This is a genomic window from Terrisporobacter vanillatitrophus (assembly GCF_051148895.1).
GTDB lineage: Bacteria > Bacillota > Clostridia > Peptostreptococcales > Peptostreptococcaceae > Terrisporobacter > Terrisporobacter vanillatitrophus.
The window spans coordinates 3924547-3940452 of the sequence record NZ_CP154625.1 but is presented as its reverse complement, the minus strand read 5'-3'; the positions used below and the strand labels follow the sequence as shown (position 1 = coordinate 3940452).

Here is a 15906-nt window from a genome sequence, read left to right as displayed (position 1 = left end):
ACGTATGAAAGGAGGGCTTCTTTTGAACAAAATTTTAAAAGGAGCAGGTTTTTATCTGTTACTGTTTATGATAATAATAGGTATAGTCCAATTCTCAGGTACTAAGACAACTAAGGTTGAAGAGTTAAAGTTTTCTGAAGTTTATAAAAATCTAACTGAAGAAAATATATCGAGAATACACTTTGTTGATGGAACTTCTGTAGAAGGAACAATAAAAGATTCAAATAAGAAGTTCACATCATATATACCGAGTGAAGTATTAGGAGATAAATTAGCTAATGAAATATTAGGTCAAGCAGTAGAAAATAAATTAGTATTTGATGGGGAAGCACAACCACAAACACCTTGGTTTGTAAGTATGTTACCAACTATTCTTCTAATTGGGTTCATGATTATAATATGGTTTGTCTTTATGAATCAGTCTCAAGGTGGAGGCGGAAAGGTTATGAGTTTTGGAAAATCCAAGGCTAGGGTTCATAAAGATGATGAAAAGACAAGAGTTACATTCAAAGATGTGGCAGGGCTGTCGGAGGAAAAAGAAGATCTGCAAGAAGTTGTTGATTTTTTAAAGAACCCCAAAAGGTATATTAACTTAGGTGCTAGAATTCCTAAGGGTATATTAATGGTTGGTCCTCCAGGTACAGGAAAGACATATTTATCAAGAGCTGTTGCAGGAGAAGCTGGAGTGCCATTTTTCAGTATAAGTGGTTCTGACTTCGTTGAAATGTTTGTAGGTGTTGGAGCATCTAGAGTAAGAGATTTATTTGAGCAAGCTAAGAAAAGTGCACCTGCAATAATATTTATAGATGAAATAGATGCTGTTGGTAGAAAAAGAGGCGCTGGACTTGGTGGAGGACATGATGAGAGAGAACAAACTCTTAACCAGCTTCTAGTAGAGATGGATGGTTTTGGAGTTAATCAAGGAATAATAATTATGGCAGCTACAAATAGACCAGACATTCTAGACCCTGCATTACTTAGACCAGGTAGATTTGACAGAGAAGTAGTAGTTGGAGTACCAGATGTTAGAGGTAGAGAAGCTATATTTGAAGTTCATTCAAAAAATAAACCTTTAGCACATGATGTAAATAAAGAAGTTTTAGCTAAGAGAACTCCAGGGTTTACGCCAGCAGATATTGAAAATATAATGAATGAGGCTGCTATATTAACAGCTAGAAAAAGAGAAAAAGAAATTCATATGGATACTATAGAAGAAGCTATAACAAAAGTTATGGTTGGTGTAGCTAAAAAGTCTAGAGTTGTTAGTGATAAAGATAGAAAACTTACAGCTTATCATGAGGCAGGGCATGCTATTTGTATGCATATACTTCCAAATGTAAGCTCAGTTCACCAAGTGACCATAATACCGAGGGGTAGAGCTGGTGGATTTACTGAGCCTCTTCCACAAGAAGACCAAATGTATGGTACTAAGAATGAAATGTTAGAAACTATAGTAATGGCTCTTGGTGGTAGGGTTGCAGAAGAATTAATTATGGAAGACATTTCAACAGGAGCATCCAACGACTTAGAAAGAGTTACAGCAATAGCAAGAGCTATGGTAACAAAATATGGTATGAGTGAAAAAATGGGTCCTATGGTATACGGAGATAGTGATGATGAAGTATTCTTAGGAAATAGCATAACTACTAAGAAAAATTACTCAGAAGAGATAGCTTTTGAGATAGATAAAGAAGTTAGATCGATAGTTGAAAATGCTTATGCAGAGTGTAAACAAATATTAAATAAAAATATGGATAAATTACACTATGTTGCAAAAGGATTACTGCTATATGAAACTTTAGATTCAGAACAATTTATGCAAGCATTTAATGAAGAGTTATCATTAGATGAAAAAGATGTATTTGCAAAAAAAGAAGAATCAAAAGTTATTCTTGATGAGGAAGAAGATACACAAGAAGAATCTAATGAAGAAGAAAAGGCTAATTTACGCAAATCAAAATTAGAAGAGTTTAAATTGCCAGAAGATGATAATGAATAATTTAAATATAAAAACAGGGCTTGCATTAAAGTCCTGTTTTTATTTATATATAATATAATTAGTGTATAATTAATTTATAAAAAAGGCGAAATAATAGAGGTGAAGTATGAGAGATAAAATAATAGAAGTTATTTTAAATAGTGGAACAAATTTTGTGTCGGGAGAAGAATTATCAAAAAAGTTAGGAATATCTAGAACAGCCATATGGAAACATATCAATATTTTACGAGAAGAAGGCTACGATATAGAATCTGTTAATAAAAAAGGTTATAGACTGATAGGTTCACAAAAGGATTTATTAAACCCACAAAATATTTATCATAATTTAAAAACAGAGATTATAGGAAAAAATGTGATTCATCTTGAAAGTGTAGATTCAACTAATGATTACTTAAAGAAAATAGGTAATGATGTCCAAGAAGGCACTGTAGTTATAAGTGAAGAACAAACAAAAGGCAAAGGAAGATTGGGGAGAAATTGGCAATCAAAATCTAAAGAAGGTATATGGATGAGCATAATACTTAAACCAGAGATTATACCGTATAAAGCTCCTTTTATAACTTTAATAGCAGGAGCAGCTATAGTAAAAGCGTTAAACAACTTACAAGTACCTGCAAAGATTAAATGGCCAAATGATATTATTATAAATGATAAAAAAGTAAGTGGTATATTAACTGAGTTATCTGCCGAAATTGAAAGGATTAACTATGTGGTAGTTGGAATAGGCATGAATGTGAAGAACCTAAATTTCGATAAAGAGTTAGAAGAAAAGGCGACATCTTTGCATAAAGAAAATTATTATTTATCAAGGGTAGAAATAGTGTCACAAATTCTTTATGAGTTTGAAAATTTATATAATGATTATATAGTAAATGATTATAAAGAAGATACTATACAAATTTGTAAAGAATACTCAGCAATAATAAATAAAGATGTATACATAATTAAAGGTGATGAAAAAGAAATAGTCAAATGTATTGATATCAGTGATAACGGAAATTTAATAGTAAGAGATAGCAATAATAATGTACAAGAAATTTTGTCAGGAGAAGTTTCAATAAGAGGAGTTAAAGGATATGTATAATAATATTTTAGATGTGAAAGGTCTAAAAGTTGGTCAAGTAGAAGATGAAGATGCTTTAACTGGATGTACTGTTGTAATGTGTGAAGAAGGTGCAACTTGTGGAGTAGATGTTAGAGGATCTGCTCCAGGAACTAGAGAAACAGATTTACTAGACCCAATAAACTCAGTTCAAAAAATACATGCGGTGGTATTATCTGGAGGATCGGCTTTTGGATTGGAGTCTACATGCGGTGTAAGTAAATATCTAGAAGAAAAAAATATAGGATTTGATGTTGGGGTTTGTAAAGTACCTATTGTAACAGGAGCTGTATTATTTGATCTAGGTGTAGGAGATTATAAAGTAAGGCCAGATAAAGAAATGGGGTACCAGGCTTGTTTAAATGCTAGTGAGACTGAATTAAAACAAGGTAACTATGGAGCAGGATGTGGAGCAACTGTAGGAAAAATAAAAGGATTAGACTATGTAACAAAAGGTGGAATAGGAAGTTACTCAATTAAACTTGATAATGGAGTAGTGGTATCAGCATTAATAGCTGTTAATGCCTTTGGAGATATATATGAGGACGGAAAAGTAATAGCTGGAGTATTAAATGATGACAAAACAAAATTATTAAATACATATGAAATAATGAAGTCAGGTTCTATGAAGGGTGGATTTAAAATAGATAATACAACTATAGGTATAGTTGCCACTAATGCAAAATTAACAAAAGCTCAATGTAAAAAAATATCTCAAATGGCTCATGATGGTTATGCAAAAGCAATATTTCCTATACATACACCTCATGATGGAGACACAATATTTACTATGTCAACGGGAGAAATAGAGGTTGATTCAGATATTACTTTATTAGGGTGTTTAGCAGCTGAGGTAGTAGAAAAAAGCGTTATAAATGCTATAAAAAATGCTAAAAACGTAAAGAATATTATTTCTTATAATGAATTAGAAAATAAGAAATAATAATATCATATAAAAAAATTGCACTATATATGTTTATAGAATATTGTTGACAATGCAAAAAGTCACTGTTAAAATTGTCTTGTTATATAGCTGACATCTTCTTAACGAAGAGTCTGACTTGGTTGACATTTAAGAGTCGCAAAAGTCAAAACTAAATAAAACTAAAATAGTCCGGCATCTTTTAAGAGCTGGAACGGAGGTGTATTTTTATTATGATTAACACACAAGCATCAGCACAAAGAAGGCTGAATGTAAGAAGGATGACTGTAATAGGAGTTTTATCTGCAATTTCTATTATGATGTCAATGTTACCATTTATAGGTTATATACCTATAGGACCTATGAAAGCAACTATAATGCATATACCAGTTATTATAGGGGCAATTATAGAAGGTCCGGTAGTAGGCGCAACAATAGGGTTAATCTTTGGATTAACAAGTTTATGGAATGCAATAACACAACCAGTATTATTGTCACCATTATTTATAAATCCGCTTGTATCTGTGCTTCCTAGAATATTAATAGGAATAGTGGCTTATTATGTATATCAAGGTGTATACAAAACAAGTAAAAAGGTATATGCTTCAGGATTTATAGCAGGTATAATTGGATCTCTTGCTAATACAGCTGGCGTTTTAGGTATGATTTATATACTATATGCAGATAAATATCTAGCACTTATGGAACAACAGGGTGCAAGCGCGGCCAAACTATTATTTGGCATTGTTTTAACAAGCGGAGTACCAGAAGCTTTAGTTGCAGGATTAATAGTATCTGCAGTTTCAGTGGCACTAATAAGAAAAGGCAAAAAATAGAAGGAAGGTTTAAACATATGCTATTAGTATTTGATGTAGGAAATACAAATATGGTTATAGGTGTATATGAAGGAAAAACTTTAGTAAAAGACTGGAGGATTTGCACAGATATACACAAAACATCTGATGAATATGGAATGTTAATAAGTAATTTATTAACTTATGATAAAATAGACTTAAAATCAATTGATGATGTAATAATATCTTCAGTTGTTCCAAATGTAATGCATGCTTTAGAAAACTTCTGTATAAAGTATTGCGGTAAAAAGCCTATGATAGTAGGTCCTGGGATAAAAACAGGGCTAAATATAAAATATGATAATCCTAAACAAGTAGGAGCAGATAGAATAGTAAATGCTGTGGCTGCAATCGAAAAATATGGAAGTCCACTTATAATAGTAGACTTTGGAACAGCTACTACATTTTGTGCAATATCTGAAAAAACAGAGTATCTAGGTGGAACAATATGTCCAGGTCTTAAGATATCAAGTGAAGCATTATTTAATGGTGCAGCTAAACTTCCTAGGGTTGAACTTCTTAAACCAGGTAAAACTATTTGTAAAACTACAGTGGAAGCAATGCAATCAGGAATAATATACGGATACGTTGGACAGGTAGAAAAAATAATATCAATGATGAAAAAAGAATTATGTAGTGAAAGTATAAAAGTTATAGCTACAGGAGGATTATCTTCTCTTATTCATTCAGAAACTGATAGCATAGATTATGTAGATAGATTCTTAACTTTAGAAGGATTAAGGTTAATACACGAAAAAAATAAATAAAAATCACGAAGGAATTGGTATAATCCAATTCCTTTTTAATATGTAAAAATAATACAATACAAAATAATAATAGTATATTTTCATAATTTGTAATAATATATTTAGAGTAGTTAATTAAAATTTGGAAAAATGTTAATCATTATAAATAATTCATAATTAAAAGGAGACAGAAGATGAAAATAGGCAATGTCCAATTAAATAATAAAGTTTTTTTATCTCCTATGGCAGGTGTAACAGACTTACCCTTTAGATTAATTTGTAAAGAAAAAGGATGTGGGATGCTTTATACGGAGATGATAAATGCTAAGGCTCTTTGCTATGATGATGAAAATACTAAAAATATGTTAAAAATAGAAGATGAAGAACATCCTATTGCAGTTCAAATATTTGGATCAGAACCAGAATTTATGGGAAAAGCAGCAGCTATAATGAATGAATATTCAAATGAAATTTTGGATATAAATATGGGATGTCCAGCACCGAAAGTTATAAAAAACGGTGATGGATCTGCTTTGATGAGAAATCCTAAATTAGCAGCAGAAGTTTTAAGTTCAGTAGTTAAGAACTCAAAAAAACCAGTTACATTAAAAATAAGAAAAGGCTGGGATGATAATAGTATAAATGCTGTGGAGATAGCTAAAATAGCAGAAGAATGTGGAATAAGTGCATTAGCTATACACGGTAGAACAAGAGAACAATTTTATTCTGGTAAAGCAGATTGGGATATAATTGAACAAATAAAGCAAACTATAAAGATACCTGTAATAGGTAATGGTGACGTATTTGATGTTGAAGATGCAGTAAATATGTTAGAAAAAACTAAATGTGATGCTATAATGATTGGTAGGGGTGCGCAAGGAAACCCTTGGATATTTAAAAGAATAAATCATTATATAGAAACAGGAAAAATATTACCAGAGGCAACACTAGAAGAAAAAATAACTACATCAATAAAACACATGAATTTAGCAGTAGCTGAACATGGAGAGTATGTTGCTGTAAGAGAAATGAGAAAACATATAGGTTGGTATTTAAAAGGTTTAAAAAACTCTGCTAAATACAGAGATCAAATTAATAAAATAACAGATTACAAAGAAGTAATTGCTATGTTAGAAGAGTATATGGAACACTCCTTGACACAAATAAGATAGTGACTTATAATATAGCGCATAATAAATCAATAGGAATAAATGTAAAATATGCTGAATAATCATATTTTAAAAATATATAGAAGGAGTTGTAGGGGTTATGGTAGAAAAACAAGAGATACTTACACAAGAAGGTTACAACAAAATAGAAGAAGAAGTAGAGTACTTAAAAACAGTTAAGAGAAAAGAAGTTGCAGAGAGAATAAAAGTAGCTATTTCATTTGGAGACTTATCAGAAAATGCTGAATACGATGAAGCTAAAAATGAGCAAGCTCAAGTAGAAGAAAGAATTGTAAAATTAGAAAATATTTTAAGAAAAGCTGTTATAATAGATGAAAGTCAAATAGACAGCAATATGGTAACAATTGGATCGACAGTTAAAGTGTATGATACTGATTTTGAAGAAGAAGTAGAATATACAATAGTAGGTTCTGCAGAAGCTGATCCATACAATGGGAAAATATCAAATGAATCACCAGTAGGTAGCGCGTTTATAGGAAAACACAAAGGTGATGATGTTGAAGTTCAGGTACCAAACGGTGTTGTAATATATAAAATATTAGATATAAGAAGATAGTTTAATTAAGATTTAATAAGAAGAGACTTGGAGGAAAAAAATGAGTAAAGATCAACAAAATGTGATTGATAACCAAGAAGACCTTACAGAAGTACTTAAAGTAAGAAGAGAAAAATTAGCTAAATTACAAGAAATGGGAAGAGATCCATTCGTACAAAGTAGATATGATAGAACTAACTATTCTATGGATATAAAAAATAACTTTGAAGAAATGGATGGAAAAGTTGTTAAAATAGCTGGACGTATAATGAGTAAAAGACTTCAAGGTAAAGCTGGATTTATAGATATCCAAGACCAAGAAGGAAGAATACAATGCTACGTAAGAAAAGACCAAATAGGTGAAGAAGAATATGATTTATTCAAAACATACGATATAGGTGACATAATAGGTTTAGAAGGTGCTGTATTTAAAACAAAAAAAGAAGAAATATCAGTAAAAGCTTCTAGTGTAGTTTTATTATCTAAATCATTACAAGTTTTACCTGAAAAATATCATGGATTAAAAGATGTAGATTTAAGATACAGACAAAGATATGTAGACTTAATAGTTAATCCAGAAGTAAAACAAGCATTCTTAACAAGAACAAAAGCTTTAAAAGCATTAAGAAACTACTTAGATACTAGAGGATTCTTAGAAGTTGAAACACCAATATTAAATACAATAGCTGGTGGAGCAAATGCTAGACCTTTCGTAACACATCACAATACACTAGATATACCAATGTACTTAAGAATAGCAAATGAATTATACTTAAAAAGACTTATAGTAGGTGGATTTGATAAAGTATACGAAATGGGTAGAATGTTCAGAAATGAAGGAATGGATGTTAACCATAACCCAGAATACACTGCTATAGAAATGTACCAAGCGTATGCTGACTTCAATGATATGATGGAATTAACTGAAAATGTTATAGCTCATATGGCAGAAGTTGCTACAGGAAGCACAGTTGTAAACTTCCAGGGTACTGAAATAGATTTTAAACCACCATGGAAAAGAATGACTATGATAGAATGTGTTAAGGAATATGCTGGTGTGGACTTTGATACAATAGAAACTGATGAAGAAGCTTTAGCAGTAGCTAGAGAAAAAGGAATAGAAATAACTCCTGGAATGAGAAGAGGAGAAGTTATAAATGCATTCTTTGAAGAATTTGGTGAAGATAAATTAATACAACCAACATTTATAACTCATCATCCAGTTGAAGTATCGCCTCTTGCTAAAAGAAATGCTGAAGATCCAAGAAAAACTGATAGATTTGAAGCTTTTGCAAATAAATGGGAATTAGCTAACGCATTCTCTGAACTTAATGACCCAATCGACCAAAAAGGAAGATTTATGGATCAAATGAGAAAGAAAGAATTAGGTGATGATGAAGCTTGTGATATGGACGAGGACTTCATAAATGCACTAGAAGTAGGTTTACCTCCAACAGGTGGACTTGGAATAGGTATAGATAGAGTTATGATGTTACTTACTAACTCTGCATCAATAAGAGATGTAATACTATTCCCAACTATGAAACCTATTGATCAAAATAAAAACCAAATAGAAGAATAGTCTTAATATAGAAAACTCATGCTTATTAACTTTAATGGTTGTATAAGTATGAGTTTTTTGATTATATAAAAATATAACCATTTTTACTACAAAAATTAATTACTATATCAACAGTAAAATATAAAAAACATGAAGAAAAAATGTTGTTACCTAATTTAAAATGATAAAAAAGAAAAAATAGTATTTTATTATGAGAATAATGGAAGAAAAATTATTAAAGGAAAAAGTAACAAATACTTAGAAATGAATATAAAAATTAATGTTATACGGAAGGGGCTATGAAAATGAATCAAATTATGTCATGGATATGTCTTATAAGTATATGCTTTTTATCTTTGCAGGTCATGATTTTTATATGTGAGGATACACTAAAAGTATTTAATAAAGTTAGTTGTAATAATAAAAATAATAACAAAAAGCCAGCTACTGCAAATGTTGCGTATGATTATAAAAATAAAATAGCAAAATAAATAAAAAAGTATTGACCTATTGTATTATAAATGATATAGTATTACTTGTCCTTGAGATAGGGACAAAACGTCAGCAAAAAACTTCTTAAAAAAGTAGTTGACAAAGAAAAACAGCTTTGGTAGAATGAAAAAGCTGAAACAAGCAAAAGAACTTTGAAAATTAAACAGTAGGTTAATAATAAATTAATTCTTTAAGAATTAAACACAAACAAACCAAGCCAGATATTCAGATAATGATTAGCTGAGCAATTGGACAACTTTTATTTGAGAGTTTGATCCTGGCTCAGGATGAACGCTGGCGGCGTGCCTAACACATGCAAGTCGAGCGATTCTCTTCGGAGAAGAGCGGCGGACGGGTGAGTAACGCGTGGGTAACCTGCCTCATACACATGGATAACATACCGAAAGGTATGCTAATACAGGATAATATAAGAGATTCACATGGATTTCTTATCAAAGCTCCGGCGGTATGAGATGGACCCGCGTCTGATTAGCTAGTTGGTAAGGTAACGGCTTACCAAGGCGACGATCAGTAGCCGACCTGAGAGGGTGATCGGCCACATTGGAACTGAGACACGGTCCAAACTCCTACGGGAGGCAGCAGTGGGGAATATTGCACAATGGGCGAAAGCCTGATGCAGCAACGCCGCGTGAGTGATGAAGGCCTTCGGGTCGTAAAACTCTGTCCTCAAGGAAGATAATGACGGTACTTGAGGAGGAAGCCCCGGCTAACTACGTGCCAGCAGCCGCGGTAATACGTAGGGGGCTAGCGTTATCCGGATTTACTGGGCGTAAAGGGTGCGTAGGTGGTTTCTTAAGTCAGGAGTGAAAGGCTACGGCTCAACCGTAGTAAGCTCTTGAAACTGGGGAACTTGAGTGCAGGAGAGGAAAGTGGAATTCCTAGTGTAGCGGTGAAATGCGTAGATATTAGGAGGAACACCAGTAGCGAAGGCGGCTTTCTGGACTGTAACTGACACTGAGGCACGAAAGCGTGGGGAGCAAACAGGATTAGATACCCTGGTAGTCCACGCCGTAAACGATGAGTACTAGGTGTCGGGGGTTACCCCCCTCGGTGCCGCAGCTAACGCATTAAGTACTCCGCCTGGGGAGTACGCTCGCAAGAGTGAAACTCAAAGGAATTGACGGGGACCCGCACAAGTAGCGGAGCATGTGGTTTAATTCGAAGCAACGCGAAGAACCTTACCTAAGCTTGACATCCTTTTGACCGATGCCTAATCGCATTTTTCCCTTCGGGGACAGAAGTGACAGGTGGTGCATGGTTGTCGTCAGCTCGTGTCGTGAGATGTTGGGTTAAGTCCCGCAACGAGCGCAACCCTTGCCTTTAGTTGCCAGCATTAAGTTGGGCACTCTAGAGGGACTGCCAGGGATAACCTGGAGGAAGGTGGGGATGACGTCAAATCATCATGCCCCTTATGCTTAGGGCTACACACGTGCTACAATGGGTGGTACAGAGGGCAGCCAAGTCGTGAGGCCGAGCTAATCCCTTAAAGCCATTCTCAGTTCGGATTGTAGGCTGAAACTCGCCTACATGAAGCTGGAGTTACTAGTAATCGCAGATCAGAATGCTGCGGTGAATGCGTTCCCGGGTCTTGTACACACCGCCCGTCACACCACGGAAGTTGGGGGCGCCCGAAGCCACTTAGCTAACCCTTTTGGGAAGCGAGTGTCGAAGGTGAAATCAATAACTGGGGTGAAGTCGTAACAAGGTAGCCGTATCGGAAGGTGCGGCTGGATCACCTCCTTTCTAGGGAGAATTAACCTACTGTTTAATTTTGAGGGTTCTTTAACTCTTACAAAAAAATATTGATAAGATTCGACAAAGTAATTATAATATATTTTGTTGAAAAATATATGGGGGTATAGCTCAGCTGGGAGAGCACCTGCCTTGCACGCAGGGGGTCAACGGTTCGATCCCGTTTATCTCCACCATTTGTACTTACTTGTTAAGTGCTTTAGTACTTTGAAAACTGCATAACATTTAGTGATATGACATTATAAAAGAAGAAGATAAACTTCTTAAAAAATATATCATATAAAGAAGATAACTTTTAAAAATATCAAACTTTGATAACTGGTCAAGTTATTAAGGGTGTAGGGCGAATGCCTTGGCACTAGGAGCCGATGAAGGACGCGATAAGCTGCGATAAGCTTGGGGGAGTTGCACGTAAACTTTGATCCCAAGATTTCCGAATGAGGAAACTCACTTAGAGTAATGTCTAAGTATGGTATGATGAATACATAGTCATGCCAGGGGAACCCGGGGAACTGAAACATCTAAGTACCCGGAGGAAGAGAAAGAAATTCGATTCCGTAAGTAGCGGCGAGCGAACGCGGAACAGGCCAAACCAATAAAGTTTTCTTTGTTGGGGTTGCGGACATATCATAAAGTTGAGGAATTGTAAGTGAAGAGAGTTGGAAAGCTCCGCTATAAAGTGTAAAAGCCACGTAGTTGAAACAAGAAATCGATAGATATGATCCAGAGTACCACGGGACACGTGAAACCCTGTGGGAAGCAGGAGGGACCATCCTCCAAGCCTAAATACTACCTAGTGACCGATAGCGTATAGTACCGTGAGGGAAAGGTGAAAAGAACCCCGGGAGGGGAGTGAAATAGAACCTGAAACCCTACACTTACAAGCTGTAGGAGCACATTACTTGTGTGACTGCGTACTTTTTGTAGAACGGGCCAACGAGTTACGTTACCTAGCAAGGTTAAGCACTTAAGGTGTGGAGCCGTAGCGAAAGCGAGTCTTAACTGGGCGTTTAGTTAGTTGACGTAGACCCGAAACCGGGCGACCTATCCATGGGCAGGTTGAAGCGAAAGTAAAATTTCGTGGAGGACCGAACCCACGAGCGTTGAAAAGCTCGGGGATGACCTGTGGATAGCGGTGAAATTCCAATCGAGCCCGGAGATAGCTGGTTCTCTCCGAAATAGCTTTAGGGCTAGCCTCAAGGTTTAGAGAAGCGGAGGTAGAGCACTGAATGTCCTAGGGGGTATTGCACTTACCGAAGACTATCAAACTCCGAATGCCGTATTCTTATACTTGGGAGTCAGACTGTGGGTGATAAGATTCATAGTCAAAAGGGCAACAGCCCAGATCGTCAGCTAAGGTCCCTAAATGTACGTTAAGTGGTAAAGGATGTGGGATTGCACAGACAACCAGGATGTTGGCTTAGAAGCAGCCACTCATTTAAAGAGTGCGTAATAGCTCACTGGTCGAGTGATCCTGCGCCGAAAATTTCCGGGGCTAAAACGTACTACCGAAGCTACGGCATCATTTATGATGGGTAGGAGAGCTTTCTATACGGATTGAAGCATTACCGTAAGGAGATGTGGACTGTATAGAAGTGAGAATGTTGGCATGAGTAGCGAGATGTGGGTGAGAATCCCACAGACCGTAAACCCAAGGTTTCCAGGGGAAGGTTCGTCCGCCCTGGGTTAGTCAGGACCTAAGCCGAGGCCGAAAGGCGTAGGTGATGGACAACAGGTTGATATTCCTGTACCACCAATAACCGTTTGAGAAATGGGATGACACAGAAGGATAAGCTAACCGTACTGTTGGTTATGTACGGGCAAGTATTGAGGCAGTTCTAATAGGCAAATCCGTTAGAATAATGCTGGGGTACGATGCGGAGCGAAATTTAGTAGCGAAGTAGCTGATTTCACACTGTCGAGAAAAGTCTCTATCGAGGTTAAAGGTGCCTGTACCGCAAACCGACACAGGTGGGTGAGGAGAGTATCCTAAGGCCAGCCAGAGAACTGTTGTTAAGGAACTCGGCAAAATGACCCCGTAACTTAGGGAGAAGGGGTGCCATGGAAACATGGCCGCAGAGAATAGGCCCAAGCGACTGTTTACCAAAAACATAGGTTTCTGCTAAGTCGCAAGACGATGTATAGGAGCTGACGCCTGCCCGGTGCTGGAAGGTTAAGGGGATCTGTTAGGGCAACCGAAGCAGTGAACTTAAGCCCCAGTAAACGGCGGCCGTAACTATAACGGTCCTAAGGTAGCGAAATTCCTTGTCGGGTAAGTTCCGACCCGCACGAAAGGCGTAACGATTTGGGCACTGTCTCAACAACAGACTGGGTGAAATTGTAATACCGGTGAAGATGCCGGTTACCTGCGACAGGACGGAAAGACCCCATGGAGCTTTACTGTAGCTTGACATTGAGTCTCGGTGCTACATGTACAGGATAGGTGGGAGGCTATGAAGCATGGACGTCAGTCTGTGTGGAGCCATCCTTGGGATACCACCCTTGTAGTACTGAGATTCTAACCAGCTGCCTTGAATCAGGTAGTGGGACACTGTCAGGTGGACAGTTTGACTGGGGCGGTCGCCTCCTAAAAAGTAACGGAGGCGCTCAAAGGTTCTCTCAGTACGGTCGGAAATCGTACGAAGAGTGTAAAGGCAGAAGAGAGCTTGATTGCAAGACATACAGGTCGAGCAAGGACGAAAGTCGGACTTAGTGATCCGGTGGTACCGCATGGAAGGGCCATCGCTCAACGGATAAAAGCTACCCTGGGGATAACAGGCTGATCTCCCCCAAGAGTCCACATCGACGGGGAGGTTTGGCACCTCGATGTCGGCTCATCACATCCTGGGGCTGTAGTAGGTCCCAAGGGTTGGGCTGTTCGCCCATTAAAGTGGTACGCGAGCTGGGTTCAGAACGTCGTGAGACAGTTCGGTCCCTATCCGTCGCAGGCGTAGGAAATTTGAGGAGACCTGTCCTTAGTACGAGAGGACCGGGATGGACGTACCGCTGGTGTACCAGTTGTTCTGCCAAGGGCATAGCTGGGTAGCTAAGTACGGAAAGGATAAGCGCTGAAAGCATCTAAGCGCGAAGCCTACTTCAAGATAAGATTTCCCACCGTAAGGTTAAGACCCCATGAAGACTACATGGTTGATAGGTCAGAGGTGGAAGTGTGGTAACATATGTAGCTTACTGATACTAATAGGTCGAGGACTTGACCAATATAATTTATATCTTAAATGTTTGCAGTTTTGAAAGTACTAACAAAAGTTAATACTTTAATATAAAGATTATGTGGTTATTATAGCAAAGAGGATACACCTGTTCCCATTCCGAACACAGAAGTTAAGCTCTTGAGCGGCGATGGTACTTGGGGGGCGACCTCCTGGGAGAGTAGCACGTAGCCACGTAATTTTTTTATAAAAAATACAAGCCATGTAAAAAACCAACTAAAGAAGCCATGTAAATTAGTTTTTACATGGCTTTTTCGTATATTTGTATAGGATTTTAATCCATTATTTCTAAAATGAAATTTTCCAATCTATTTAATCCTTCTAAAAATTCTTTTTCCGAGCAAGCGTAAGATATACGTACATATTCATCAATTCCAAAAGCTTTACCAGGAACTATGGCCACATTGTATTTAGATAGGAATTCATCACAAAACTCAATAGAAAAACTTTCGTTATATTTATATTTTTTAGCAACTTGTGACAAGTCTATAAATACATAGAATGCACCATTTGGATAAATATAGTCTGTATATTTCATGGTATCCAATTTAGAAGTAATTAAATCTCTTCTAGATTTATATGTGTTTACCATATTATCTATATCCTTTTTACAATACTTCAATGCTCCATATCCTATATATTGTGCCGTTAAAGATGGGTGAGAAACTAAGTGACCTTGTATTGCGCTAATTCCCTGCGCTATTTCTTTATTTGAAGCAGTGTACCCTAATCGAAGTCCAGTCATTGCAGCTGATTTTGCAAATCCATTAATAGTAATAGTAATATTTTTTACTTCTTCCCCCAAAGATGCAACAGACACAAATTTATCATTATAACAAATTCTTTCATAAATTTCGTCAGATAATATATAGATATTTTTTTCTAAACATACATTTACTATTTTTAATAACTCTTCTTTTGTATAAACACTTCCTGTTGGATTGGATGGGTTGTTTAATAAAAGCATTTTAGTCTTGTCAGTTATATATTTTTCTAATAAATCAGCTGTTAATTTAAAGTCATTTGACTTATTTGTTTCAATTGGCACAGGAACTGCATTAACGAGTTTAGTCATCTCGGAATAACTTACCCAATATGGTTTTGGTATTAAAACTTCATCTCCTGGATCTGTGACTACTAACAAAGCATTTGTTATAGCATTTTTTGCACCACTAGATAGAACTATTTCATCTGAAGAATAACAACAGTTATTTTCCTCTAATAATTTCTTACAAATTTCATCTCTAAGTATAGTTAACCCAGGAACCAAATCATATTTTGTGCAATTTTCATTTAAAGATTGAACTCCGCATTCAAGAGCTTTTTTAGGAACATTAAAATCTGGCTCCCCTATACTTAAACTTATAACATCTTTACCTGATTCTCTCATTTTTTTTACCTTTGAACTAATTCCTATAGTGCAAGACGGTGAGATAATACTAAGTCGATTAGATAACATTTTTTTACCCCCTTAAATAAGTATATTATCTATAATACAATAA

The 15906-nt window shown here is 36.1% G+C and carries 10 protein-coding genes, 1 tRNA gene and 3 rRNA genes; 13 read left to right on the top strand and 1 reads right to left on the bottom strand.

The features are described 5' to 3' along the window. Positions 1 to 22: 22 nt before the first annotated feature. The 13 genes from ftsH (at position 23) to rrf (ending at position 14581) form a co-directional block, all read left to right on the top strand. A complete protein-coding gene (gene ftsH, locus TVTCOM_RS19250) occupies positions 23 to 1999 on the top strand; it encodes an ATP-dependent zinc metalloprotease FtsH (RefSeq protein WP_434797813.1) in 1977 nt (658 codons plus the stop codon). A gap of 106 nt (positions 2000 to 2105) precedes the next feature. After that, positions 2106 to 3083, top strand: a complete 978-nt coding sequence (locus tag TVTCOM_RS19245; RefSeq protein ID WP_434797812.1) for a biotin--[acetyl-CoA-carboxylase] ligase — start codon at positions 2106 to 2108, stop codon at positions 3081 to 3083. Further along, on the top strand, positions 3076 to 4044 hold the full coding sequence (locus tag TVTCOM_RS19240; protein ID WP_434797811.1) for a P1 family peptidase: 969 nt from the start codon (positions 3076 to 3078) through the stop codon (positions 4042 to 4044). Before TVTCOM_RS19245 ends, TVTCOM_RS19240 begins: the two co-directional genes overlap by 8 nt. Positions 4045 to 4256: 212 nt before the next feature. Next, positions 4257 to 4859, top strand: coding sequence for an ECF transporter S component (locus TVTCOM_RS19235; RefSeq protein WP_434797810.1), 603 nt, complete (start codon positions 4257 to 4259; stop codon positions 4857 to 4859). Positions 4860 to 4876: 17 nt separating this feature from the next. Beyond that, a complete protein-coding gene (locus TVTCOM_RS19230; protein WP_434797809.1) occupies positions 4877 to 5644 on the top strand; it encodes a type III pantothenate kinase in 768 nt (255 codons plus the stop codon). A 173-nt stretch (positions 5645 to 5817) separates the two neighbouring features. After that, the gene (gene dusB / locus TVTCOM_RS19225) at positions 5818 to 6795 is read left to right on the top strand and encodes a tRNA dihydrouridine synthase DusB (protein ID WP_434797808.1); all 978 of its coding nucleotides are present in this window, start codon (positions 5818 to 5820) and stop codon (positions 6793 to 6795) included. A gap of 97 nt (positions 6796 to 6892) precedes the next feature. Then, entirely contained in the window at positions 6893 to 7369 is a 477-nt protein-coding gene (gene greA / locus TVTCOM_RS19220; protein ID WP_434797807.1) for a transcription elongation factor GreA, read from the top strand. A gap of 40 nt (positions 7370 to 7409) precedes the next feature. Further along, on the top strand, positions 7410 to 8930 hold the full coding sequence (gene lysS / locus TVTCOM_RS19215) for a lysine--tRNA ligase (RefSeq protein ID WP_434797806.1): 1521 nt from the start codon (positions 7410 to 7412) through the stop codon (positions 8928 to 8930). 284 nt (positions 8931 to 9214) lie between these two features. Further along, positions 9215 to 9400, top strand: a complete 186-nt coding sequence (locus TVTCOM_RS19210; protein WP_434797805.1) for a hypothetical protein — start codon at positions 9215 to 9217, stop codon at positions 9398 to 9400. A 260-nt stretch (positions 9401 to 9660) separates the two neighbouring features. Next, positions 9661 to 11165, top strand: a 16S ribosomal RNA gene (locus TVTCOM_RS19205). 109 nt (positions 11166 to 11274) lie between these two features. Beyond that, positions 11275 to 11350: transfer RNA gene (locus TVTCOM_RS19200), tRNA-Ala, on the top strand. A gap of 144 nt (positions 11351 to 11494) precedes the next feature. Then, positions 11495 to 14393, top strand: a 23S ribosomal RNA gene (locus TVTCOM_RS19195). Between the two features lie 71 nt (positions 14394 to 14464). After that, positions 14465 to 14581 (top strand): 5S ribosomal RNA (gene rrf, locus TVTCOM_RS19190). Together the 16S, 23S and 5S rRNA genes with 1 tRNA gene alongside form the textbook arrangement of a ribosomal RNA operon. Positions 14582 to 14678: 97 nt before the next feature. Here the strand turns inward: rrf and TVTCOM_RS19185 are convergent. Beyond that, on the bottom strand, positions 14679 to 15863 hold the full coding sequence (locus tag TVTCOM_RS19185) for a pyridoxal phosphate-dependent aminotransferase (protein ID WP_434797804.1): 1185 nt from the start codon (positions 15861 to 15863) through the stop codon (positions 14679 to 14681). Between the last annotated feature and the right edge of the window lie 43 nt (positions 15864 to 15906).